Genomic DNA, 23093 nt, shown 5'->3' with positions numbered 1-23093 from the left:
CAGGCGGGTCGCCCGCCGCAGCGCGATGGTCGCGGCGGCCTCGGTCGTCGTCGCGGTCGGCACCGCGGCCGGGATGATGTCCGCGCTGGGCGGGGACCGCGCCGCGGACGAGGCCCGGCCCCGGGTGACGCAGGCTCCGCGTCCGCAGCCGCCGCCCGCCGAGTCGCCCCGGCCGCCCGTGCCGTCCCAGACGGCCACGACGGCCACGGCGAGGTCCGCCCCGCCGTCTCCCACGGCCCGGCGGCGGACGGAAACGGCTTTGGCCCCCTCACCGACGCGGACGGCGGACGAGCGGCGGGCCACCGCGGCCGGCCCCCGGCTCTACCGCCACCCGCACTCCCGGGTGCTCGACTGGGTACGGGCCCACCCCGACGACCCGCGCCGGCCGGTCATCGCGTCCCGCATAGCCGGCCATCCGGCGGCCGTGTGGTTCGCCGACTTCACCCCGGACACCATCACGGCCCGGGTCCGCGAGGTCACCTCGGGCGGGGCCGCGCAGGGCCGGGTCCCGGTCCTCGTGCCGTACGCGGTACCCGGCCGCGACTGCGGCGGGCACTCCCGGGGCGGGGCCCCCGACCTCGCCGCCTACGACGACTGGATCGACCGCTTCGCCGCCGGGCTGGGCTCCGGCGAGGTCATCGTGATCCTGGAACCCGACTCGGTCGCGCAGGCCCACTGCCTCTCCGGCGCCGAGCGCGCCGGCCGCTTCGCCTCCCTGGCCCGTGCCGGCCGGGTCCTGAAGGAGGCCAACCCGCGCGCGCGGGTCTACTACGACGCCGGGCACTCCGGCTGGCACGCGCCCGCCAGGCAGGCCGGGTGGCTCCGGCGGGCCGGGGCCGCCTCGCCCGCCTCCTCCGACGGCGTCTTCAGCAACGTCTCCAACTTCCACACCACGGCCGACGAGATCGCCTACGACCGGGCGGTCCTCGACGCCCTCGGCGGGCCGGGGAGCCTGGGCGCCGTCGTCGACACCAGCCGCAACGGCAACGGCGCTCCGGCCGACGGCCGGTGGTGCGACCCGGACGGCCGCCGGCTGGGCCGCACCCCGACCCTGAGCACCGGGGAGGACCGGATCGACGCCTACCTGTGGGTGAAGCTGCCGGGGGAGTCCGACGGGTGCCGGGGAAAGCCGGGGACGTTCACGGCGTCGTACGCCTACGACTTGGCGCGCTGAGAGCCGCCGCCGGTCTCCGGGCCGGTCCGCGTGCCGGCCTGCGCGCCGGTTTCCGCGTCGGCCTCCGCGTCGGCCTCCGCGTCGTACGAGGACGTCCCCTCGTCCAGCAGCGGCTCCTGCGTCTTGAGGTGCGCGGGGGCGAAGGCGCGCAGCGCGTGGTAGCCGGTGATGACGACGAGGGTGCCCAGCGCGATGCCGCTGAGGGAGAAGGTGTCGGTGAACTTCAGGCTGACGTTGCCGACGCCGATGATGATGCCCGCGGCGGCCGGGACCAGGTTCAGCGGGTTGCGCAGGTCGACCTTGGCGTTGATCCAGATCTGCGCACCGAGCAGGCCGATCATGCCGTACAGGATGACGGTGATGCCGCCGAGGACGGCACCCGGGATCGCGGCGACGACCGCGCCGAACTTCGGGCACAGGCCGAACAGCAGGGCGAAGCCGGCGGCGGCCCAGTACGCGGCGGTCGAGTAGACGCGGGTCGCGGCCATCACGCCGATGTTCTCGGAGTAGGTGGTGGTGGGCGGGCCGCCGACCGCGGTGGACAGCATCGAGCCGACGCCGTCGGCGGAGATCGCCGTGCCGAGCTTGTCGTCGAGCGGGTCGCCGGTCATCTCGCCGACCGCCTTGACGTGTCCGGCGTTCTCGGCGACCAGCGCGATCACCACGGGCAGGGCGACCAGGATCGCCGACCACTGGAAGGCCGGCCCGTGGAAGGAGGGCAGGCCGATCCAGTCGGCCCGGCCGACGGCGGAGAAGTCCAGCCGCCAGTGGTCGGTGACCTGGCCGCTGCCGTCGACCGAGTGGATGCGGCCGAAGACCCGGTCGAAGACCCAGGAGATGCCGTACCCGAACACCAGGCCGAGGAAGATCGCGATGCGGGACCAGAAACCCCGCAGGCAGACCACGGCCAGACCGGTGAACAGCATCACCAGCAGGGCGGTCCACTGGTCCTGCGGCCAGTAGGTGGTGGCGGTGACCGGCGCGAGGTTGAAGCCGATCAGCATGACGACCGCGCCGGTGACGATCGGCGGCATCGCGGCATGGATGATCCGCGCCCCGAACCGCTGCACGGCCAGCCCCACCAGGAACAGCGCCGCGGCGACGACGAGGACCGCGCCGGTGACCGTGGCGCTGCTGCCGCCCTGCGCGCGGATCACCGCGGCGACACCCACGAAGGAGAGCGAACAGCCCAGGTAGCTGGGCACCCGGCCGCGCGTGGCGAGCAGGAAGACGACGGTCGCGACGCCCGACATCATGATCGCCAGGTTGGGGTCCAGGCCCATCAGGACCGGGGCGACGAAGGACGCCCCGAACATCGCCACCACGTGCTGGGCGCCCAGCCCGGCCGTGCGCGGCCAGGAGAGCCGTTCGTCGGGGCGGACCACCGCTCCGGGCGCGGGCGTGCGTCCGTCGCCGTGCAGTTTCCAGCGGACGCCGAGATCCATGGGGGTGTCGCTTTCGTCGTTTGTGCAGATCCGGTCCCATTGTCAGGGCTCGCGGGGCGTGCTTCGCACACCTGAGCGGCTGCTTGGGGTGAGGGCGCCGCCCGGACCCACGCCCCCGGCCGTACGCCGTCGGCCGCACGTCGTCGCACGGGCGTCGGCGGACGGCGCACGTCACCTGCGCCCACGGCACCCGGGTGCCGGTGCGGCTGGACGCCGCGCACGGCGCCGTGGAGCGAGGGCCTCAGGGCCGCGGGCCGGGAACCGCCGCGTCCGGCCGGGCGGCCTTCGGGCGGTCGCGGTCGCCCGCCCGCAGCACCCCCGCGAACGCCGCGAGGCCGCAGGACAACGCGGTCACCAGGGCGAACGACACCACCAGGCTGGTCGCCTGGGCCAGCGTGCCGATCGCGCTCGGCGCGACCAGCCCCGAGGTGTACGTGATGGTCGCCACGCCCGCGATGGCCTGGCTGGGGTTGGGCCCGCTGCGGCCCGCCGCCGCGAAGCAGAGCGGTACGACCACCGCGATGCCGAGGCCCACCAGGGCGAACCCGCCCATCGCCACCGCCGGATGGCCCGCGAGGACGATGAGCAGTCCGCCGCAGACGGCGAGCACGCCCCCGGTCCGGACCGTGCGCACGGCCCCGAACCGGTCGACCACCTTGTCGCCGGCGATCCGGGCCACGGCCATGGTGAGGGTGAAGCCCGTGGTGCACGCGGCGGCGAGCCCGGCCGACGTCCTGAGCTGGTCCTCCAGGTAGACCGCCGACCAGTCCAGGCTCGCGCCCTCGGCGAACACGGCGCAGAAACCGACCGCGCCGATCAGCAGCGCCGAGCGCGGCGGCAGGGCGAACCTGGGCGGCGGGTCCTCGTCCTCGGCGGGCTGGAGGTCCAGCACCCAGGCGCAGGCGGCCACGCCCAGCACGGTCAAGGCGGCGGCGGCCAGGAGGTGGTGCAGGCGGGCGTCCACGCCCAGGTGGGCGGCGAGGGTGCCGGCCGCCGAGCCGACCAGGGCGCCCGCACTCCACATGCCGTGCAGCCCGGACATGATCGACTTGCCGAGGCGGTTCTCCACCTCGACGCCGAGCGCGTTCATCGCCACGTCCGCCATGCCCGCCGTGGCGCCGTACGCGAACAGGGCCAGGCAGAGGGCGAGGAGGTTCGGGGCGAGGGAGGGCAGGACCAGCGACAGCGTCCACAGCGCCATCAGGCCGCGCAGGGCGCCCCGGGCGCCGAAGCGGTGGGTGATGCCGCCGGCGAGCGGCATCGCGACGGAGGCGCCGAGCGCCGGGAAGGCCAGCGCGAGTCCCAGCTGTCCGGCACCGACCCCGGCGTGGTCCTGGATCCACGGCACGCGCGTCGCGAACGAGCCGGTGACCGCGCCGTGCACCGCGAACACGGCCGCCACCGCGTACCGGGCCCGCCTCACGTCCCGCCGGCCGTAGACCACTGCACTCATTCCGGGGCCCCTCCGGTGCGTCCGCTCCCCACTGCGCCGCGTAAACTATCAGGAACCCTGCCTGATAGATAGGGGCGCGGGGCGCACGCTCCGCGCCCCCGCCGATCTGGGAGGATCCCGGCATGCCCGCATCCCCGAGCACCGCCCGGGCCATCAACGACCGGCTCGCCCTGCGCCTGCTCCAGCAGGAGGGCCCGTTGACGGCGGGGCAGCTGAAGCAGCTGACCGGCCTGTCCCGGCCCACCGTCGCCGACCTCGTCGAGCGCCTCACCGCCTCCGGCCTGATCGCGGTGGTCGGGGAGTCCGGCGAGCAGCGCCGGGGACCGAACGCGAAGCTGTACGGCATCGTCGCCGGCCGGGCGCACCTGGCCGCGCTCGACGTGCGCACCGAGGGCGTCTCCGTGCTCGTCTCCGACCTGCTCGGCCGGGTGCTCGCCGAGGCGTCCGCGCCGATCGGCGACGGCACGGGAACCGGTCCCGCCGTCGAGCAGGCGGTCGGTCTGGTCGAGCGCGTGGCCGAGGAGGCGGGGACCGGACGGCTGCACACCGTCGGCATCGGAGCGCCCGGCCTCATCGACCCCGCCGACGGCGAACTCCGCGACTCCACCGGCCTGCCCGCCTGGCACCGCCGCCTGGTGGCCGCCCTCCAGGAGCGGTTCCCCGAGGCGCGCGTCAGCGTCGAGAACGAGACCAACCTCGCCGCCGTCGCCGAACAGCGCGAGGGGGCCGCCCGGGACCGGGACACGTTCGTGCTGCTCTGGCTCGGCCTGGGCGTCGGCGCCGCCGTCGTCCTGGACGGCACCCTGCGCCGGGGCGCCTCCGGCGGTGCGGGCGAGATCGGGTTCCTGCCGGTGCCGGGCACGGCGGGCCTGCCGTCGGCCACCGACTGCGACGGCGGCTTCCACTCCCTCGCCGGGGCGTGCGCGGTCGTCGAACTGGCGGCGGAGCACGGGCTCGCGGCGCCGGCGGCCGCCGCGCACGAGCCGCGGGCGGCGGCGCTGGTGCGGCGGGCGGCGGGCGCGAAGGCCCCGGAACCGGCCGCCGCGCGCTTCCTGGACGCCCTCGCCGACCGGGTCGCCCTCGGCGCGGCCGCCGCCGTCTCCCTCCTGGACCCCGGCTGCGTGGTGCTGGCCGGCGAGATCGGCCGGGCGGGCGGCGACGCGCTCGCCGCCCGCGTCCAGGACCGCCTCGCCCGCATGTCACCGCTGCCCACCCGCGTACGGCCGAGCGCCCTGGGCGGCGGCGCCGTGCTGCGCGGGGCGCTGCTCACCGCCCGGGACCGGGCCCAGGACGACCTCTTCGCGCCGCCGCGGCGGTAGGGCGCGGGGCGGTCGGGCCGAGCGTCGTGCGCCGGACGGGTGGCAGTCCGGCGCCGCGCGCAACGCCTTCCCGCCGGCGTCCGGCCCCGGCGGCGCAGTGGACTTCGCCGCACCCACGCCTGCGCCCGCTCCCGCGCCCGCGCGAAGCGACGGCGGGCGCGCACGGCCGGCCGGGGCGCCTTGCCGGAAGGGCCGGCGGCGTGCGCGGCCGGTCCCTCCCCGCGGAAGGCGCGCGGACCCCGGGAAGGGCCGGTCCGCGGCGCCGGCAGGCGCGGTCCGGTGGCAAGAGGGCCGGGGCGGGGGAGAGTTGGAGCCGGGCCCGGCGGCGTCGCCCCGCCGGGCTCTGTGAGCCACTGCACACCCGTCCCCCGCATGGACGCCGATCGGGCGTGGCACACTGGCCCTGTACCAGAAGCAGCGCACTCCGGGGTCGGTGAAAGTCCGAACCGGCGGTTACAGTCCGCGACCCGGTCGCCTCCAGCGACCGGTTGACCAGGTGAAATTCCTGGACCGACGGTTAAAGTCCGGATGGGAGGCAGTGCGCGGCGAGCGGGCACACGTGCGCGCGCCGTCCTCTGGGCTCGTCCTTGTCGGTGACGAGTCCGCCCGGCGTCGCTCCCGGTGTCCCCGCTCGTACATCCTGTCGTCCTCGACAGCCCCGGAGTCCGTGCCCGAAGAGGCAGGAGGACCCGGGAAGTGTTCACCGGAATCGTCGAAGAGCTGGGCGAGGTCACCGCCGTCGAAACCCTCGGCGACGCCTGCCGCTTCCGGCTGCGCGGCCCCGTCGTCACCGAAGGCGCGAAACACGGCGACTCCATCGCCGTCAACGGCGTCTGCCTCACGGTCGTCGACCACGAGGGCGACGAGTTCACCGCCGACGTGATGGCCGAGACCCTCAAGCGCTCCAGCCTGGGCGCCCTCACCGTCGGCTCCCGGGTCAACCTGGAGCGCCCCACCGCCGTGGGCGCGCGCCTGGGCGGGCACATCGTGCAGGGCCACGTCGACGGCACCGGCACGATCCTGGAGCGCATCCCGTCCGAGCACTGGGAGATCGTGAGGATCTCCCTCCCCGCGGACCTCGCCCGGTACGTCGTCGAGAAGGGCTCCGTCACCGTCGACGGCATCAGCCTCACCGTCGTGGAGGCCGGCCCCGACTACTTCACCGTCAGCCTCATCCCCACCACGCTCGCCCTGACCACGCTCGGCCGCAAGCGGCCCGGCGACCCGGTGAACCTGGAGGCCGACGTCATCGCCAAGTACGTCGAGAGGCTGCTGGCCGACCGGGAGGGGACCAAGTGAACTGGCTCAACTCGGAGGCGTTCACCCTCCTCGGCCAGCACATCAAGTGGTCGGACATGATCGGCAACGTGATCGGCCTGCTCGGCCTCGCCCTCGGCTGGCGCCGATCGATATGGAGCTGGCCCGTCCAGTTCGTCTCCGGCCTCGTCCTCTTCGCCGCCTTCGCCACCGCCCACCTCTCCGGCAGCGCGGGCAAGCAGATCGTCGTCATGGTCGTCGCCGCCTACGGCTTTCGGCAGTGGAACCGCGGCCGGCGCCGGACGCAGGACGGTTCCGTCGCCGTACGCTTCGCCACCTGGCGCGAGCGCGGGGCGCTGCTCGCCGCCGCCGCCCTCGGCACCCTCGCCGTCGGCGCGCTGTTCACCGCCTTCCCCACACTCTCCTGGGACCCCTGGCCGGACGCCTACATCTTCGTCGGCACCGTCGTCGCCATGTACGCCCAGGCCAAGGGCATGGTCGAGTTCTGGTTCGCCTGGCTGCTGGTCGACCTGGTCGGCGTCCCGCTGAACTTCGCCAACGGCTTCGCCTTCTCCGGCTTCGTCTACGTCCTCTACGGCGCGCTCGTCCTGTGGGGCCTGCGCGACTGGTGGCTGCGCTCCCGCAGGGCCGCGCAGCCCGTCCTGGAAGGAGCGCCCGCATGAGCACGGCACCCGTCCTGTACGGCACCGACGGCACCGAGGACTTCGTGCTCGACCCCGTCGAACAGGCCATCGCCGACATCGCCGCCGGCCGCCCCGTCGTGGTCGTCGACGACGCCGACCGCGAGAACGAGGGCGACCTCGTCATCGCCGCCGAGAAGGCGACCGAGGAGATCGTCGCCTTCATGATGAGCGAGTGCCGCGGCCTGATCTGCGCCCCCATGGAGGGCGACGAACTGGACCGGCTCGACCTCCCCCAGATGGTGCGGGACAACACCGAGTCGATGAAGACCGCCTTCACCGTCTCCGTGGACGCCCGCGCCGAGTACGGGGTCACCACCGGCATCTCCGCCGCCGACCGCGCCACCACGCTCCGGCTGCTCGCGAGCGGCACCGCCGAGCCGTCCGACCTGGTCCGCCCCGGCCACGTCTTCCCGCTGCGCGCCCGCCCCGGCGGCGTCCTCGTCCGCGACGGGCACACCGAGGCCGCCGTCGACCTCGCCCGCCTCGCGGGCCTGCGCCCGGCCGGCGCCATCGTGGAGATCGCCGGCGAGGACGGCCGCATGCTGCGCCTGCCCGAGCTGATCCCGTTCGCCCGCAAGCACGGCCTGACGATCATCTCCATCGAGGACCTGGTCGCCTACCGCCGCAGCGCCGAACCCACCGTCCGCCGCGAGGCCGAGGTCAACCTCCCCACCGCCCACGGCGCCTTCACCGCGTACGGCTACCGCTCCACCGTCGACGGCGTCGAGCACGTCGCCCTCGTCCACGGCGAGATCGGCGACGGCACCGACGTCCTCGTCCGCGTCCACTCCGAGTGCCTCACCGGTGACGTCTTCGGCTCCCAGCGCTGCGACTGCGGTCCCCAGCTCGACGCCTCCCTCGCCCGCATCCGGTCCGAGGGCAGGGGAGTGGTGGTCTACCTGCGCGGCCACGAGGGACGCGGCATCGGCCTGCTGTCCAAGCTGCGCGCCTACGAACTCCAGGAGCGCGGCCGGGACACCCTCGACGCCAACCTGGAGCTCGGCCTGCCCGCCGACGCCCGCGACTACGGCGCCGGCGCCCAGATGCTCCGCGACCTCGGCGTGCGCAGTGTGCGCCTGATGACCAACAACCCCGACAAGAGCGACGCGCTCGCCCGGCACGGCATCGAGGTCGTCCGCCGCGAGCCCATGCCCGTCCAGGCGGGCGAACACAACCTCCGCTACCTGCGCACCAAGCGGGACCGGATGGGCCACGACCTGCCCTGGCTGGACACGGCCCCCGTGTCCACCTGCGGCAACCAGTAAGACGACACCGAGGAGAGGCGAGAACGTGAGCGGCAAGGGCGCACCGGAACTGTCCGTACGCAATGTGGGCGACCTCAGGGTCGCCGTCATCGCGGCCCAGTGGCACGAGAAGGTGATGGACGGCCTGGTGGACGGCGCCCTGCGCGCCCTGCACGACCTGGGCATCGACGAGCCGACCCTGCTGCGGGTCCCCGGCAGCTGGGAACTCCCGGTGGTCGCCAAGGCGTGCGCGGCGCGGGGCTACGACGCGGTCGTCGCCCTGGGCGTCGTCATCCGCGGCGGCACCCCCCACTTCGACTACGTGTGCCAGGGCGTCACCCAGGGCCTCACCCAGGTCTCGGTCGACACCGGCGTCCCCGTCGGTTTCGGCGTGCTCACCTGCGACACCGAGGAGCAGGCCCTGGACCGGGCCGGTCTGGAGGGCTCCAGCGAGGACAAGGGCCACGAGGCCGTCACCGCGGCGGTGGCGACCGCGGCCACGCTGCGTTCCGTGTCCGAGCCCTGGCGCTAGGCCGACCACCGCCACCGCGTAGAGTGGGCGCCACCATGTCCAAGAAGACGTTCGAGGAGCTCTTCACCGAGCTCCAGCAGAAGGCCGCCCACGGCGACCCCGCCACCTCCCGCACCGCCGAGCTGGTCGACAAGGGCGTCCACGCCATCGGCAAGAAGGTCGTCGAGGAGGCCGCCGAGGTCTGGATGGCCGCCGAGTACGAGGGCAAGGAGGCGGCCGCCGAGGAGATCTCGCAGCTGCTGTACCACGTCCAGGTGATGATGGTCGCCCGCGGGATCTCCCTGGACGACGTCTACGCCCACCTGTGACCCCCCTCGGTCCAGAGAAACAACCCCTTCACACAAAGGAAGCCGACCCCATGCTGCGCATCGCCGTCCCCAACAAGGGTTCACTGTCCGGCCCTGCGGCGGAGATGCTGCATGAGGCCGGCTACCAGCAGCGCCGCGAGTCCAAGGAACTGCGGATCGTCGACCCGGAGAACGAGGTGGAGTTCTTCTACCTCCGCCCCCGCGACATCGCGATCTACGTCTCCTCCGGCCGCCTCGACATCGGCATCACCGGCCGCGACCTGCTGATCGACTCCGGCGCCGAGGCCGAGGAGATCCTCCCCCTCGGCTTCGCCCGCTCCACCTTCCGCTACGCCACCAAGCCGGGCACGGCGAACGGCGTCGAGGACCTGAGCGGCATGACGGTCGCCACCTCCTACGAGGGCATCGTCGCGAAGCACCTGGCCGACCACGGCATCGGCGCCTCCGTCGTCCACCTCGACGGTGCCGTCGAGACCGCGATCGAGCTCGGTGTCGCCGAGGTCATCGCCGACGTCGTCGAGACCGGCACCTCCCTGCGCAACGCAGGCCTGGAGGTCATCGGCGAGCCGATCATGAAGTCCGAGGCGGTCGTGATCCGCGGCACCCGCGCGGAGACCGACGACACCGTCGAGGCGAAGGTGCAGCAGTTCCTGCGCCGCCTCCAGGGCGTCCTGGTGGCCCGGACGTACGTGATGATGGACTACGACTGCCGCGTGGAGCAGCTGGAGAAGGCCGTCGCCCTCACCCCGGGCCTGGAGTCCCCGACCGTCTCCCCGCTGCACAACGAGGGATGGGTCGCCGTCCGCGCGATGGTCCCGTCCAAGGAGGCCCAGCGGATCATGGACGACCTGTACGCGATCGGCGCCCGGGCCATCCTCACCACCGCCATCCACGCCTGCCGCCTCTGACGCGATCCGGAGCACACCATGTCGGATGCCACGGCGGATCTGCCCGCCCTGCCCGTCACCTTCCGGCCGGGCCGCACCCGGGCCGTCCTGCTCACCGCGGCCGTCGTCCTGTTCGTGACCATCACGGCGGTCGCGCTGCTGCTGGAGCGGCTCAGCCCCGCCGAACGTCTCAGCTTCGTCGTCACGGCGCTCCTGCTGGACAGCGTGCTGCTCCTGCTGGCCCGGCCCAAGGTCGTCGCCGACGAGTCCGGCGTCACCGTGGTCAACCTCACCCGCACGCGCCGCCTGGAGTGGGCGGAGATCCTCCGGGTGAACCTCCGCGCGGGTGACCCCTGGGTCTTCCTCGACCTGAGCGACGGCACCAGCCTGCCCGCGCTCGGCATCCAGCCGGGCATCGCCAAGCAGCGCGCCATCGCCGACGCGAAGGCCCTGCGGGCCCTGGCCGAGGCCCGCTCCACCGCCGAGCCCGGGGCGTAGCCCCGCGCCGGTTCGGGGCGCCTCCGGGAAGACCCCGGAGGCGGACCGGGGCCATCCGCCCTGCTGCATCCCGCCCCGTCTTGATTAATCTGGGGGCGGAGCCGCGATCGCCGCGGCTCCGCCCCTGTCGCACCGCCCGGTGCACGGGGGTTCCTGCTACCCGAGGAGTGACTCCCTCCGGCGATGGACGGATCGTCCTGCAGTACCTGCGCCGCCCCCTGCCGAGATAGCGAGGCCCGGACCCGCGAGGTCCGCGCCCACGCGGAGGCGGCGGCCTCATGACCATCCCCCTGCTGCTCCTGGCAGCCGCGTTCCTGCTGATTCTCGCCAACGGATTCTTCGTGGCCGCCGAGTTCGGCCTGGTGACCGTCGAGCGCGCCGAGGCCGAGAAGGCCGCGGCCGAGGGCGACCGGCGGGCCGGCCGGGTCGTCGAGTCCCTCAAGGAGCTGTCGTTCCAGCTCTCGGGGACCCAGCTCGGCATCACCCTCACCTCCCTCGTCGTCGGCATGCTCGCCGAACCGGCGCTGGCCGAGGTGCTGCGCGGCCCGTTCACCACGATCGGCCTCCCCGGCGGCGCCGTACCCGGCGTGTCGGTGGCCGTCGGCATGCTGCTGGCCTCGGCCGTGCAGATGGTGGTCGGCGAACTGGTGCCCAAGAACTGGGCCGTCTCCCGGCCGTTGCAGGTCGCGCGCTTCGTCGCCGGCCCGCAGCACGGCTTCGCCCGCCTGTTCCGCCCGGTGATCGCCGCCCTGAACGCCGTCGCCAACCGGCTGGTGCGCGCGCTCGGCATCGAGCCCGCCGAGGAACTGGCCTCCGCCCGCACCCCGGGCGAGCTGGTCTCCCTGGCCCGGCACTCCGCCCGGGCCGGCGCCCTCGAACAGGACACCGCCGACCTCTTCGTCCGCACCCTGTCGCTGGGCGACCTGACCGCGCAGCACGTCATGACCCCGCGCGTGAGGGTCAGCTCCCTCCAGGCGTCGGCGACCGCCGAGGACGTGGTCAACCTGACCCGCGCCACCGGCCTGTCCCGCTTCCCCGTCCACCGGGAGAGGATCGACGAGATCGTCGGCATGGTCCACCTCAAGGACGCCCTGGCGGTCCCGGTCCGTGAACGGCTGCGCACCCCCGTCGGCCGTATAGCCCGCCCGGCGCTGCTGGTCCCCGAGACCCTGCCGGTACGGCCGCTGCTGGCCCGGCTGCGCAGCGAACAGCCCATCGCGGTCGTCGTCGACGAGTACGGCGGCACGGCCGGCGTCGTCACCCTGGAGGACATCGTCGAGGAGATCGTCGGCGAGGTCCGCGACGAGCACGACGACGTCCTCCCCGAGGTGCCCGAGCTGGCCCCCGCGCCGCCGGAGGACGGCCGTCCGGCCTGGGACGTGGACGGCGGCTGCCGCGTCGACGTCCTCGCGCGCATCGGACTCCAGGCGCCCGAGGGGCCGTACGAGACCGTCGCCGGGCTCGTCGCGGACCTGCTCGGCCGCATCCCGGCCGTCGGCGACCGCGCGGAGATCGACGGCTGGCGGCTGTCGGTCCGCCGGGTCGGCCACTACCGCGCCGAGCGGATCCGGCTGGTGCGCACGGCGTCCGCGCCCGCGCCCACTGCGGAGGCCGCCCGATGAGCGTCCTGCAACTCCTCTTCGCCGCGCTGCTCGTGCTCGTCAACGGATTCTTCGTCGGCGCCGAGTTCGCACTCGTCTCCGTCCGCCGCAGTCAGATCGAACCACTCGGCACCGCCCGGGCCCGGCAGGTCCTGTACGGGCTGGAGCGGCTGCCGCAGATGATGGCCGCCGCCCAGTTCGGCATCACCGTCTGCTCGCTGACCCTCGGCGCGGTCGCCGAGCCGACCGTCGCCCACCTGCTGGAGCCGGTCTTCGCGTGGATCCACCTGCCGCACGGCATGATCCACCCGCTGGGCTACGTCATCGCCCTGGCCGTGGTGGTCTTCTGCCACCTCGTCATCGGCGAGATGGTCCCGAAGAACCTGGCGATGGCCGCCCCGGAGAAGGCCGCGCTGTGGCTCGGCCCCGGCCTGGTCGCCTTCGCCCGGCTGTGCCGGCCGGTCACGGCCGCCCTCGGCGCCTGCGCCCGGGGCGTCCTGCGGCTCTTCCGCGTCGAGCCCAAGGACGAGGTCGAGGCGGTGTTCACCAGCGAGCAGCTCAACCGGCTGGTGGAGGACGCCGGCCAGGCCGGGCTCCTCGACCCGGAGGAGGCCGAACGCCTGGAGGACGCCCTGGAGCTGGGTTCCCGGCCGGTGACGGACGTCCTGCTGGGGCGCGATTCACTGGTGACGGTCAGCCCGTCGGTCACCCCCGGGCAGATCGTCGAGCTGACCGCCCGCACCGGCTACTCCCGCTTCCCGGTCGCCTCGGGCGACGGCGCCTTCATGGGCTACCTGCACGTGAAGGACGTCCTGGACCTGGAGGACTCCGAGCGGGCCGTGCCGCAGCGGCTGTGGCGGCCCATGACGATCCTGCGGCCCGAGCTGCCGCTCGACGACGCGCTGACCGTCATGCGCCGGGCCGCGACGCACCTGGCCCAAGTGGCCGACGCGTCCGGCAGGGTGCTCGGCCTGGTGGCGCTGGAGGACGTACTGGAGATGCTCGTGGGCGAGGTGCGGGACCCGGCGCACCGCGAGGTTCCCGGGGCGACGGTGACCGAGCCCCGCACCGGCGCCCGGGAGGCGCTGGCCGGCTGATCCGCGGGTACGGCCGCGGGGTCCGTCACACCGACGGCGGATCCTGCGGCCCCCGCCCCGACAGCACCTCCCCGTAGGCCTGCATCAGATCCGGCAGCCGCAGGGTCGCCAGGTCCTCCCGCGTCAGCGTGCCGGGACAGGACGACAGCCGCAGGTCCCGGTAGGCGCAGCTCTTCTCGTACAGCGTGCGCAGGAACCGCCCGTTGCCCAGTTCGTCGATCCACCCCTGCTCCACGACGTGCCCGGCGATCGAGCGCAGCTCGTCGAGGGCCTCGTCGTCCCACAGGTCGCCGTTCTCGGCGGCGAGCACCTTGCCGATCTCGGTCAGTTCCGACGGCCGGTACGAGGGGAAGTCGACGCGGGTGGTGAAGCGGGAGGACAGCCCGGGGTTGGCGGCCAGCAGGCGGTCCATGCCCTCCGGGTAGCCGGCCAGGATCACCACCAGGTGGTCCCGGTTGTCCTCCGCCCGCTTCAGCAGCACCTGCAACGCCTCGTCGCCGTACGCGTCGCCCTTGCCGTACCCGGAGTTGGACAGCGAGTACGCCTCGTCGACGAACAGCACACCGCCGAGGGCGGAGTCGATCAGCTCGTTGGCCTTCACCGCCGTCTGTCCCAGGTACTCGCCGACCAGGTCGGCCCGCTGCGCCTCCACCAGGTGGTCGCCGCCGAGCAGGCCGAGGGCGTAGAAGACGCGGCCCAGGATGCGGGCGACCGTGGTCTTGCCGGTGCCGGAGGGACCGGAGAAGACGAAGTGCCGTTTGGGCGGCTGGACCGGCAGGCCCTGACCGACTCGCAACCGCGCCATGTTCAACTGTGCCGACAACGCCTTGACCTGACGCTTCACCGGCTCCAGACCCACCATGCGCTCCAACTCGGCGAGCGCCTCCTCCAGCAGCGCCGGGTCGGTCGGCCCGGCCGGCAGGGAGGGCTCCGGGGCGGTCCGGACGCGGACCGACGGGCCGGTCGCCGACGGCAGGGGAGCGACCGGCGGCGGCCCGGGGTCGGACAGCTTCAGGTCGCGTCCCTCGGTGCCGAAGAGCGCGTCCAGGCCGTCGGGGCCGTCGGCACCGTCCTGTCCGGTGCCGGTGAGCGCGATCGCCGCGAGGTCGGCGGCCTCGGCCGCCTCGTCGTACCCGTCGCCCTCCGCGATGGCGGCGAGCCGGGCGGAGGTGTCCATGAACGCCGGGTCGACGCTGTGCACGGCCCGGTACAGCGGGAGCGCGGCGGCGCTGCGGCCGGTGCCCTCGTGGGCGCGCGCCAGCCAGTAGCGCAGCTCCTTGCGCTGCGGCTGCTCGCTGCGGCACCGCATCAGTGCCGCCGACAGCAGCGGTTCGGCCTGCCCGTACATCTCCAGGCGGACCCGGGCCATGCCGCCGAAGAGACCGGCCTCGATGCCGAGCAGGGGATCGTCGAGCAGCGGGTCGGTGTGCCGGACGAGCTGCTCCCAGTCCTTGACGAGATAGGCGCGGCAGGCGTGCAGGAAGCGGACTTGGCGGTCGGTGTCCACCGGCGGCAGCCCCGCCAGCGCCCGGTCCAGCTCCGGCACGTGGCGGCCGTCCAGCCAGTGGGAGGCGTGAGCGAGCAGCAGGTCGCGCGGGCTCTCCAGCACCGGCTGCACCCACCATCCGAGCCAGTACCAGGAGTTGAGGGTGCGGCGGTGCCGGGTGCGCTGCTCGCCGAAACGGTCGCGGTGGCGGAACATGCGCAGCAGCGCGGTCGTGGTGTCCACGCGGAGCGCGTGCAGACCCAGCCAGGCGTCGGCCATCCCGGGATCCATCCGGACGGCGGCCCGGAACTCCTCCTCCGCCTGCGGATAGGCGCCCACGGTGTAGGCGTCCACGCCCCGCAGCCAGGCGAGGTCGGCCGGGGCCTTGGAGCCCTGGGTGCCGAAGTCCATCACGTCCCCCACAAACCGCGCCCCCCGTCGGTATGCCGCCGGGCCGTCGCCCGTCGGCCGCCTTGGTCGAACCGCTCGATCGCGTACCGGAGTTGCAGGTGCGCGAAGCAGTCGTCCGCAGGTCGCACCGAGGGCATCGTACCCGCGGCCGGGTCGGCCCCGAAGGGTGCGGCGGACGGCTGATCGGCGCGGCGGAGCACGGGGGGCGCACACACCGCGGTGACGGAGGGTGAGTGCCTGATGCCGCGCGACGCCCGCGGAAGGCGGGCAGGACAGAACGAAGCCCCCGGTCACGGGGGAACAACCGGGGGCTTCGCGTCTGCCGGCGGCTTTCGAATCGCCGCACATTGAGAACGTAAGTCCTGTACGGCTCCTTGGTCAAGCGGAGTTGGGGGCACTCCGGGAAGTTGGCCGAGATCGATCTTCGCGGGTTCAGCGCCCTGCGGACGGCCCGTCACCGTGTGTGAAGTTCTGGTCCGGTCCGGCGGTTCCCGCAGGTCCCCGGAGCGCCTCATATCCCTCCTGGTCCCGCCGTACGAGGAGGTCGGCGAACGGCCGTGAGGGGTCCTCGGCGAAGTGGCGGCGCTCCGCGCGCGTCCACCCGTCCCAGAACTCCCGCTGTTCCTCCCCGTCCCTGGCCCGCCCCAGCGCCCACGCCTCCTCGCTCGGCAGGTCCATCCACAGCAGCAGGGCCAGGTGCGGGCGCAGCGCCCGGCGGCCCGCGCCGACTCCCTCGACCAGCACCACCGGTGCGGGCGGCAGCACGCGGGGCGGCCCGAAGCGGCGGGCCCGCCAGTCGTAGGGGGCGTAGCGTGCCGCCTCGCCGCGCGTGAGGGGCGCGATCACCTGGTCCAGCAGCCGTCCGGTCCAGTCGAACAGCTCGTCGTGGCTGGCGATGTCGTCCAGGTGGAGCACCGGCGCCCCGCCGAGCGCCCGCGCCAACCGCCCGGCGAACGTGGACTTTCCGGAGCCGGCGTGCCCGTCGACGCCGATCAGGCGGACGGGGCCGCAGGAGGCGGGCAGGCGGCGGATCCGGGAGGCGAGGTCGTGAATGGCTGGTCCTGAACGGTGCGGGGGAGCGGACAACGGTCGCCGTGCACTCTAACGGCGACCGCCCGGCCCGCCGGAGGGCCGGGCCGCACGGGTCGTGCGCAGGCGCGGTTCGGACGCGGGTGCTGGCCGGAGCGAGCGCCTGCGGCCATAGTGGGCGCACAGCCCGTGCCACGGGCCTGCTCCGACTCGGACACTGGGGGTCCACCGCCCATGAGCAGAGCCGAACAGCCCTCCCGCAGAACCGTCCTGGCCGCCACGGTCGCCGCCGCCGTGGCCGGCACCGCCGCCCCGGCCGCCGCCACCGCCGCCGCGGGTTCCGGCCGCACCCCGGCCCGCTCCGTCGGCCACCGGAGCTGGACCACGTACCGCGACTGGTGCGCCGGCACCGCCCGCGGCACCCGCGCCGTCGCGGGCGCCCGGCCCGGCATCGTGCTGGGCGCGCCGGCGGGCACCACCGACTACACCGACCCGCACACCGGCCGCACGGCCGCCTGGGAGTACGCCACCTGGACCTCGCCCGTCCACCGGCTCGCCGTCCCCTCGACGGAGGCGGTCGTCTCCTGGAACGCCCACACCCCCGACGGCACCTGGATCCAGGCCGAGCTCGAGGGAACGTACTCCGACGGCACGGGCACGCCCTGGTACGTGATGGGCCGCTGGGCCGCCGGCGACCAGGACATCCGGCGGACCTCGGTCGACGGCCAGGGCGACGGCAGGAGCAGCGTCTGGACGGACACGCTCGCCCTCGACGATCCCGCCACGGGCCTGCGCCTGGTCTCCTGCCGGCTGCGGCTGACCCTGTACCGCCGCCCCGGCGCGAGGACCACTCCCACGGTGTGGCGCGCCGACGTGATGGGCTCCGACGTCCCCGACCGCTTCACCGTCCCGGCCTCCACGCCCGGCCTCGCCCGGGAGCTGGCCGTCCCGCGCTACTCGCAGGAGATCCACAAGGGCCGGTACCCCGAGTACGACAACGGCGGCGAGGCCTGGTGCAGCCCCACCTCCTCGCACATGGTCATCGAGTACTGGGGCGGCCGGCTCACCGAGGAGCAACTGTCCTGGGTCGATCCCTCCTACACCGACCCGCAGGTGTGCCACGCGGCCCGGTACACGTACGACCACCAGTACGCGGGCTGCGGCAACTGGCCGTTCAACGCCGCCTACGCGGCCACCTTCGACGGCCTGCGGGGCGTGGTCACCCGTCTCGGCTCCCTCACCGAGCTGGAGACGCTGATCGCGGCCGGCATCCCGGTGATCACCTCGCAGTCCTTCCTGAAGGAGGAGCTGACCGGCGCCGGGTACGGCACGGCGGGCCATCTGATGACCGTGGTCGGCTTCACCGCCGACGGGGACGTGATCGCCAACGACCCGGCCTCGCCGAGCAACGAGGAGGTGCGGCGCGTCTACAAGAGGCGCGAATGGGAGAACGTCTGGTTGAGGACCAAGCGGTACAACGCCGCCGGCAAGGTCGTCCCCGGCACGGGCGGCGTCTGCTACCTCTTCTTCCCGGCGCACCCGGGCCCGCGCCGGCGCGGGGCGCTCGCGGCGGTGGGAGTGCGCTGACCCGGTCGCGGACGGCCCCCGGCGTCGGCCGGGGGCCGTCCCCTGTGACGGACATCTCGGTCTCGGTGGCCGTTTTCGGTGGCAAGGTGGACAAGCCGGTCGGGGATGCCCGGCCGGGGAGTTCCGCCGTACGCACGAGATCAGCGAGAAGCCATGACCGCACACACCGCCACCGCCGCCCGCGTCCGCACCGGCGGGCCCCGGGACGACGGGCCCAAGACCTTCGAGCACCTCATGGGGTGGGTCCTCGTCGTCGTCACCGCGATGCTGGTGACCCAGCTCGGCCTCCTGTGACGCCCCGCCGGTGATCCGGCCCCCGCCCGTACCGGGCGGCCCGTCGGCGGCGAGGGGGCGCCGACCCCCCGGGTGCGGGACCGTCCGCGGTTTTCTTGAAGTAAGCGGTCGTTAACCAGTGACTCGGTGCCCCGGATCGGGCATACTCACAGCGCACAGCCGCTGGTCAGCAGCTTCCGCGACCCGGAAACGAGCATCGGCCAGGTCCTCAGTACGACCCGGCGGAGCCGCCTCCACCCAAGGCGCACGCCCGCCGTTGTGCCCGACAGGGAGGAGAGCGTCGCCATGCCCGACCGCGTCCCGCAGCCGGTGGACCGACAACTGCCCACGGACGAGGCACGGGAGCTGATCTCACTCGTCCGCGACATCGCGCGGCGAGAGATCGCCCCGAAGGCGGCCGAGGAGGAGGACGCCGGCCGCTTTCCGCGCGAGCTCTTCGCCCTGCTCTCCGACTCCGGCCTGCTGGGGCTGCCCTACGACGCCGAGTACGGCGGCGGCGACCAGCCCTACGAGGTCTACCTCCAGGTCCTCGAGGAGCTCGCCGCGGCCCGCCTCACCGTCGGCCTCGGCGTCAGCGTGCACTCCCTGGCCTGCTACGCGCTCGCCGCCCACGGCTCCAAGGAGCAGCGGGCCGAGCACCTGCCCGCGATGCTCGCCGGCGGTCTGCTCGGCGGCTACTGCCTCTCCGAGCCGTCCTCCGGCTCCGACGCCGCCTCCCTGCGCACCAGGGCGGTGCGGGACGGCGACGACTGGGTGATCACCGGGACCAAGGCGTGGATCACCCACGGCGGCGTCGCCGACTTCTACACCGTCATGGCGCGCACCGGGGAGGAGGGCCCGCGCGGCATCACCGCCTTCCTGGTGCCCGGCGACGCCGCGGGGGTGAGCGCCGCGGCGCCCGAGAGGAAGATGGGCCTGAAGGGATCGCCCACCGCGCAGGTCCACCTCGACGGGGTGCGGGTGCCCGACGCGCGGCGCATCGGTGACGAGGGGCAGGGCTTCGCGATCGCCCTGTCCTCGCTCGACTCCGGGCGCCTCGGCATCGCGGCCTGCGCGATCGGGGTGGCCCAGGCGGCCCTGGACGAGGCGGTGGCGTACGCGAGGCAGCGGCGTCAGTTCGGCAGGCCGATCGCCGACTTCCAGGGCCTGCGCTTCATGCTCGCCGACATGGCGACCCAGATCGAGGCCGGCCGCGCGCTGTACCTGGCGGCGGCGCGGCTGCGCGACGCCGGCCGGCCGTTCGCCAAGCAGGCGGCCATGGCGAAGCTGCACTGCACCGACACGGCGATGCGGGTCACCACCGACGCCGTCCAGGTCCTCGGCGGCTACGGCTACACCGCCGACTTCCCGGCCGAGCGCTACATGCGCGAGGCCAAGGTGCTGCAGATCGTCGAGGGCACCAACCAGATCCAGCGCATGGTCATCGCCCGTCACCTCGCGGGTCCCGAGACGCGCTGAAGTCGCCGCGCCCGCGCGGGGGCGCCGCGAGCCGGACCCACTCCGGGTCGTGGCGCCCCGGCAGGGTGCGGCCGCGATCGGCCCAGGCCCGCATCAGCTCGCGGTAGATCGGTGGATCCGGGAGCGGCGGTGCCGGCGGAACCGGTTCCGTGGGCGCCGGGACGAAGAGGCGGCGCTGACGCCCGGTCACCGAGTACGTGGGGCTCATACCCGGGCAACGCGGAGAAGCGGGGACGGGTCACCGGCCCGCGCGGTCGAGCGTGTGTTCGCGAAGGCGCGTCGTCCCCGGGGCGCCTCCGTACGGGGAGGCCGGCGCCGCGTCGGCCGCGGGTGACATCGGCCCGTGCCACGGCACGGTGAGCCGCGGCGCGGGCCGGTCGGTACGGAGGGGCGGGCGGTGCCGCCCGCCCGGCGGACGCTCAGGCGGCGTGACGCCGCACCGCCGGCACGCGCATCGGGCGCGAGCCCGGGCCGCCGACGTGCGAGAAGGGCTGCGTCCGCCAGTCGAGCCCCCGGGGGAGCGTCAGCAGCAGTGAGGTGTCCTGCTCCTGGGGCCGGAAGGACTCGTCCGCGGGGCGGGCCTCGTCGGCCCGGCGGCCGGTCCCGGCGCAGACCGTGAGCCCGAACGGGTTCCACGGCGAGGCGCACAGCGCGTGCTCCGGCAGCACGTCCTCGTCCGCCAGCAGGGCGATGGGCTGCGCGCACTCCGGGCAGATCACCCGGTACATCTCGAAGGTGTCGTAGGCGTCGGGTTCCTCGTCGTCGAAGGCGCCGGGTTCGACGCCCTCCGGCTCGGGATCGACGACCGGCTGGTGCCGCTTGGGCACGGTACGACCAGGGCGTTTCAGACTCTGCATGGGATTCTCCCCCTCGGGCTGGGCCGTGACGGCACTGCGGCCTCGACCACAGCAAGCACTTCCCGTCCCCCCTACGGAGTAATCACGAGAACATCACGAAGCCCGTTCGAGGGATGTGGCGTTGGTCACACGCCCCTCGCGGGTGCCGCCTTGCGGCCGGTTCGTCCCTCCGGCCGGGGCGCGATCACGCCCCGGCCCACCTCGCGAACCGGGCATGACCTGCGCTGCTCGGCTATCCGGGGAGTTCGGGCGCACTGTAGGTTCTTGCGTCATGGAGGAGCTGGACCGACAGATCGTGCAGCTGCTCGTCAAGGACGGGCGGATGAGCTACACAGACCTGGGCAAGGCCACGGGCCTGTCCACGTCCGCCGTGCACCAGAGGGTGCGCCGGCTGGAACAGCGTGGCGTCATCCGCGGGTACGCCGCGGTCGTCGATCCCGAGGCCGTCGGACTGCCGCTGACCGCGTTCATCTCGGTGAAACCGTTCGACCCCAGCGCTCCCGACGACATCGCGGACCGCCTGGCCGGCGTCCCCGAGATCGAGGCGTGCCACAGCGTGGCCGGTGACGAGAACTACATCCTCAAGGTGCGGGTGGCCACCCCGCACGAACTGGAGGAGCTGCTGGCCCGGGTGCGCTCGCTGGCCGGGGTGTCCACACGGACCACGGTGGTGCTGTCCACGCCGTACGAGGCGCGCCCGCCGCGGGTCTGACGCCGCGCGGGCCGGACCGCGCGGCTCCCGTGCCGACCTGCGTGCCGGCCGGGACGGGCGAGGCGCGAGACTGGTGTCCATGAGTGAGTCCACCGCCCCGTCCCAGACCGTCCTGCTGCGCCGCGGCGAGGTGCACAGCCCGGCCGATCCCTTCGCGACCGCGATGGTCGTCGAACGCGGGCAGATCGCCTGGGTCGGTTCCGAGGGCGCCGCGGACGCCTTCGCGGACGGCGTCGACGAGGTCGTCGACCTGGACGGCGCCCTGGTGACCCCCGCGTTCACCGACGCGCACGTGCACACGACGTCCACGGGCCTCGCCCTCACCGGCCTCGACCTGTCCGCCGCCCCCTCCCTCCGGGCGGCCCTCGGCCTCGTGCGCGACTTCGCCGCCGCCCGCCCGGACGACCGCGTCCTGCTCGGCCACGGCTGGGACGCCTCCCGCTGGCCCGAGGGCCGCCCCCCGGCGCGCGCCGAACTCGACGCGGCCACCGGCGGCCGTCCCCTCTATCTCAGCCGTATCGACGTGCACTCGGCGGTCGTCACGACCGCCCTGCTCGACCTGGTCCCGGGCGTCGACGGCCGCGCGGACGCCCCGCTCACCGGCGACGCCCACCACGCCGTGCGCGCCGCCGCGTACGGCGCGATCACCCCCGCCCAGCGCGCCGAGGCGCAGCGCGCGGCCCTCGCGCACGCCGCCTCGCTCGGCATCGGCACCGTCCACGAGTGCGCCGGCCCGGAGATCTCCTCCGAGGACGACCTCACCGGCCTGCTCCGCCTCGCGGCCGGCCAGGCGGGTCCGCGCGTGATCGGCTACTGGGCGGAGCGGGACGTGGACAAGGCGCGGGAACTGGGCGCGATCGGCGCGGCCGGCGACCTCTTCGTCGACGGCGCCCTCGGCTCCCACACCGCCTGCCTGCACCAGCCGTACGCCGACACCGGGCACGCCGGGACCGCCTACCTGGACGCCGACGAGGTCGCCGCCCACGTGGTCGCCTGCACCGAGGCGGGTCTCCAGGCGGGCTTCCACGCCATCGGCGACGCCGCCGTGACCACCGTCGTCGAGGGCGTGCGCGCCGCCGCGGAGAAGCTGGGCCTCACGCGCGTCCGCGCCGCCCGCCACCGGGTCGAGCACGCCGAGATGCTCACCCCCGAGACCATCGCGGCCTTCGCCGAGCTCGGCCTGACCGCCTCCGTCCAGCCCGCCTTCGACGCGCTGTGGGGCGGTGAGGACGGCATGTACGCCCGCCGTCTGGGTACCGAACGGGCCCGCGCGCTCAACCCCTTCGCGGCCCTGCTGCGCGCCGGGGTTCCGCTCGCCTTCGGCTCCGACAGCCCCGTCACGCCCCTCGACCCGTGGGGCACCGTCCGGGCCGCCGCCTTCCACCGCACGCCGGAGCACCGTGTCTCCGTGCGCGCCGCGTTCACCGCGCACACGCGCGGCGGCTGGCGGGCGATCGGCCGCGACGACGCGGGCGTCCTCGTGCCCGGCGCTCCCGCGGACTACGCCGTGTGGCGCACCGGCGAACTGGTGGTGCAGGCCCCCGACGACCGCGTCGCGCGCTGGTCCACCGACCCGCGCTCCGGCACCCCCGGCCTGCCCGACCTGTCCCCGGGCCGTGACCTGCCCGTCTGCCTGCGGACCGTGGTGGGCGGACGGACGGTCTTCGTGCGGCCGGGCGAGTGATCCCCACGGCCGACGGGGCGACGATCCTCCGTCGCCGCTGTGTCGCACCGCCTGCG

Annotated in this window: 22 protein-coding genes and 1 riboswitch; of the genes, 16 read left to right on the top strand and 6 right to left on the bottom strand. The window is 74.3% G+C overall.

Annotated elements, in window-relative coordinates; translation table 11 throughout:
• The first annotated feature begins 25 nt into the window (after nucleotides 1–25).
• Nucleotides 26–1174, top strand: coding sequence for a glycoside hydrolase family 6 protein (locus ACSU6Z_RS04135; RefSeq protein ID WP_437050171.1), 1149 nt, complete (start codon nucleotides 26–28; stop codon nucleotides 1172–1174).
• Here the strand turns inward: ACSU6Z_RS04135 and ACSU6Z_RS04130 are convergent.
• Both ACSU6Z_RS04130 and ACSU6Z_RS04125 read right to left on the bottom strand, forming a co-directional pair.
• Nucleotides 1156–2619 carry a uracil-xanthine permease family protein gene (locus ACSU6Z_RS04130; protein ID WP_437042953.1) on the bottom strand — a complete coding sequence of 488 codons (1464 nt, stop codon included), beginning with the start codon at nucleotides 2617–2619 and terminating at the stop codon, nucleotides 1156–1158. The two genes, ACSU6Z_RS04135 and ACSU6Z_RS04130, sit on opposite strands and share 19 nt — an antisense overlap.
• Before the next feature lie 241 nt (nucleotides 2620–2860).
• Nucleotides 2861–4072, bottom strand: a complete 1212-nt coding sequence (locus ACSU6Z_RS04125) for an MFS transporter (protein ID WP_437042951.1) — start codon at nucleotides 4070–4072, stop codon at nucleotides 2861–2863.
• 122 nt (nucleotides 4073–4194) lie between these two features.
• On the opposite strand from ACSU6Z_RS04125, the gene ACSU6Z_RS04120 reads away from it, so the two are divergent.
• From ACSU6Z_RS04120 to ACSU6Z_RS04075, 10 genes are all read left to right on the top strand, one after another.
• Nucleotides 4195–5391 carry an ROK family transcriptional regulator gene (locus ACSU6Z_RS04120; protein ID WP_437042949.1) on the top strand — a complete coding sequence of 399 codons (1197 nt, stop codon included), beginning with the start codon at nucleotides 4195–4197 and terminating at the stop codon, nucleotides 5389–5391.
• Nucleotides 5392–5806: 415 nt separating this feature from the next.
• A riboswitch (FMN riboswitch) is annotated at nucleotides 5807–5937 on the top strand.
• A 150-nt stretch (nucleotides 5938–6087) separates the two neighbouring features.
• A complete protein-coding gene (locus tag ACSU6Z_RS04115) occupies nucleotides 6088–6690 on the top strand; it encodes a riboflavin synthase (protein WP_437042947.1) in 603 nt (200 codons plus the stop codon).
• Nucleotides 6687–7331: a nicotinamide mononucleotide transporter family protein gene (locus ACSU6Z_RS04110; protein ID WP_437042946.1), complete on the top strand. Its 645-nt coding sequence runs from the start codon at nucleotides 6687–6689 to the stop codon at nucleotides 7329–7331. The genes ACSU6Z_RS04115 and ACSU6Z_RS04110 overlap by 4 nt, the downstream gene beginning before the upstream one ends.
• The gene (locus ACSU6Z_RS04105) at nucleotides 7328–8617 is read left to right on the top strand and encodes a bifunctional 3,4-dihydroxy-2-butanone-4-phosphate synthase/GTP cyclohydrolase II (protein ID WP_437042944.1); all 1290 of its coding nucleotides are present in this window, start codon (nucleotides 7328–7330) and stop codon (nucleotides 8615–8617) included. The genes ACSU6Z_RS04110 and ACSU6Z_RS04105 overlap by 4 nt, the downstream gene beginning before the upstream one ends.
• Nucleotides 8618–8642: 25 nt before the next feature.
• Entirely contained in the window at nucleotides 8643–9128 is a 486-nt protein-coding gene (ribH, locus tag ACSU6Z_RS04100; protein ID WP_437042942.1) for a 6,7-dimethyl-8-ribityllumazine synthase, read from the top strand.
• Between the two features lie 35 nt (nucleotides 9129–9163).
• The gene (locus ACSU6Z_RS04095) at nucleotides 9164–9436 is read left to right on the top strand and encodes a phosphoribosyl-ATP diphosphatase (protein ID WP_029383007.1); all 273 of its coding nucleotides are present in this window, start codon (nucleotides 9164–9166) and stop codon (nucleotides 9434–9436) included.
• Nucleotides 9437–9486: 50 nt separating this feature from the next.
• Nucleotides 9487–10344: an ATP phosphoribosyltransferase gene (gene hisG, locus ACSU6Z_RS04090; protein WP_437042940.1), complete on the top strand. Its 858-nt coding sequence runs from the start codon at nucleotides 9487–9489 to the stop codon at nucleotides 10342–10344.
• Nucleotides 10345–10362: 18 nt separating this feature from the next.
• The gene (locus tag ACSU6Z_RS04085; protein WP_437042938.1) at nucleotides 10363–10821 is read left to right on the top strand and encodes a PH domain-containing protein; all 459 of its coding nucleotides are present in this window, start codon (nucleotides 10363–10365) and stop codon (nucleotides 10819–10821) included.
• A gap of 278 nt (nucleotides 10822–11099) precedes the next feature.
• Nucleotides 11100–12443, top strand: coding sequence for a hemolysin family protein (locus ACSU6Z_RS04080; protein ID WP_437042936.1), 1344 nt, complete (start codon nucleotides 11100–11102; stop codon nucleotides 12441–12443).
• A complete protein-coding gene (locus ACSU6Z_RS04075) occupies nucleotides 12440–13519 on the top strand; it encodes a hemolysin family protein (protein ID WP_437042935.1) in 1080 nt (359 codons plus the stop codon). Before ACSU6Z_RS04080 ends, ACSU6Z_RS04075 begins: the two co-directional genes overlap by 4 nt.
• 25 nt (nucleotides 13520–13544) lie before the next feature.
• Here ACSU6Z_RS04075 and ACSU6Z_RS04070 read toward each other — a convergent pair whose 3' ends face one another.
• Together ACSU6Z_RS04070 and ACSU6Z_RS04065 are read right to left on the bottom strand one after the other, a co-directional pair.
• Nucleotides 13545–15416 (bottom strand): AAA family ATPase, encoded by a 1872-nt coding sequence (locus tag ACSU6Z_RS04070; RefSeq protein ID WP_437042933.1) that lies wholly within the window; start codon nucleotides 15414–15416, stop codon nucleotides 13545–13547.
• 432 nt (nucleotides 15417–15848) lie between these two features.
• The gene (locus ACSU6Z_RS04065; protein ID WP_437042931.1) at nucleotides 15849–16502 is read right to left on the bottom strand and encodes a uridine kinase family protein; all 654 of its coding nucleotides are present in this window, start codon (nucleotides 16500–16502) and stop codon (nucleotides 15849–15851) included.
• 177 nt (nucleotides 16503–16679) lie between these two features.
• Here ACSU6Z_RS04065 and ACSU6Z_RS04060 point away from each other — a divergent pair, with 177 nt between their 5' ends.
• The 3 genes from ACSU6Z_RS04060 to ACSU6Z_RS04050 all read left to right on the top strand — a co-directional run bounded on the left by ACSU6Z_RS04060 (nucleotide 16680) and on the right by ACSU6Z_RS04050 (nucleotide 19784).
• Nucleotides 16680–18032, top strand: a complete 1353-nt coding sequence (locus ACSU6Z_RS04060; RefSeq protein ID WP_437042929.1) for a peptidase C39 family protein — start codon at nucleotides 16680–16682, stop codon at nucleotides 18030–18032.
• Nucleotides 18033–18185: 153 nt separating this feature from the next.
• Nucleotides 18186–18326, top strand: a complete 141-nt coding sequence (locus tag ACSU6Z_RS04055) for an SCO1431 family membrane protein (protein WP_437042927.1) — start codon at nucleotides 18186–18188, stop codon at nucleotides 18324–18326.
• A 285-nt stretch (nucleotides 18327–18611) separates the two neighbouring features.
• On the top strand, nucleotides 18612–19784 hold the full coding sequence (locus tag ACSU6Z_RS04050) for an acyl-CoA dehydrogenase family protein (RefSeq protein WP_437042925.1): 1173 nt from the start codon (nucleotides 18612–18614) through the stop codon (nucleotides 19782–19784).
• Here ACSU6Z_RS04050 and ACSU6Z_RS04045 read toward each other — a convergent pair.
• Together ACSU6Z_RS04045 and ACSU6Z_RS04040 are read right to left on the bottom strand one after the other, a co-directional pair.
• Nucleotides 19747–19992 (bottom strand): hypothetical protein, encoded by a 246-nt coding sequence (locus tag ACSU6Z_RS04045; protein ID WP_437042924.1) that lies wholly within the window; start codon nucleotides 19990–19992, stop codon nucleotides 19747–19749. The genes ACSU6Z_RS04050 and ACSU6Z_RS04045 overlap by 38 nt on opposite strands.
• 211 nt (nucleotides 19993–20203) lie before the next feature.
• Nucleotides 20204–20641 carry a hypothetical protein gene (locus ACSU6Z_RS04040; RefSeq protein ID WP_437042922.1) on the bottom strand — a complete coding sequence of 146 codons (438 nt, stop codon included), beginning with the start codon at nucleotides 20639–20641 and terminating at the stop codon, nucleotides 20204–20206.
• Between the two features lie 271 nt (nucleotides 20642–20912).
• Between ACSU6Z_RS04040 and ACSU6Z_RS04035 the strand changes: the two genes are divergently transcribed.
• Nucleotides 20913–21353 (top strand): Lrp/AsnC family transcriptional regulator, encoded by a 441-nt coding sequence (locus ACSU6Z_RS04035; protein ID WP_358784202.1) that lies wholly within the window; start codon nucleotides 20913–20915, stop codon nucleotides 21351–21353.
• Nucleotides 21354–21432: 79 nt separating this feature from the next.
• Nucleotides 21433–23037, top strand: coding sequence for an amidohydrolase (locus tag ACSU6Z_RS04030; RefSeq protein ID WP_437042920.1), 1605 nt, complete (start codon nucleotides 21433–21435; stop codon nucleotides 23035–23037).
• The last annotated feature ends 56 nt before the right edge of the window (nucleotides 23038–23093 follow it).

It is taken from the genome of Streptomyces sp. enrichment culture (assembly GCF_964273145.1).
In the GTDB taxonomy this organism is placed as follows: Bacteria; Actinomycetota; Actinomycetes; order Streptomycetales; family Streptomycetaceae; genus Streptomyces.
The sequence above is the reverse complement of the archived record's forward strand: the minus strand, read 5'-3'. Positions and strand labels throughout refer to the sequence as shown.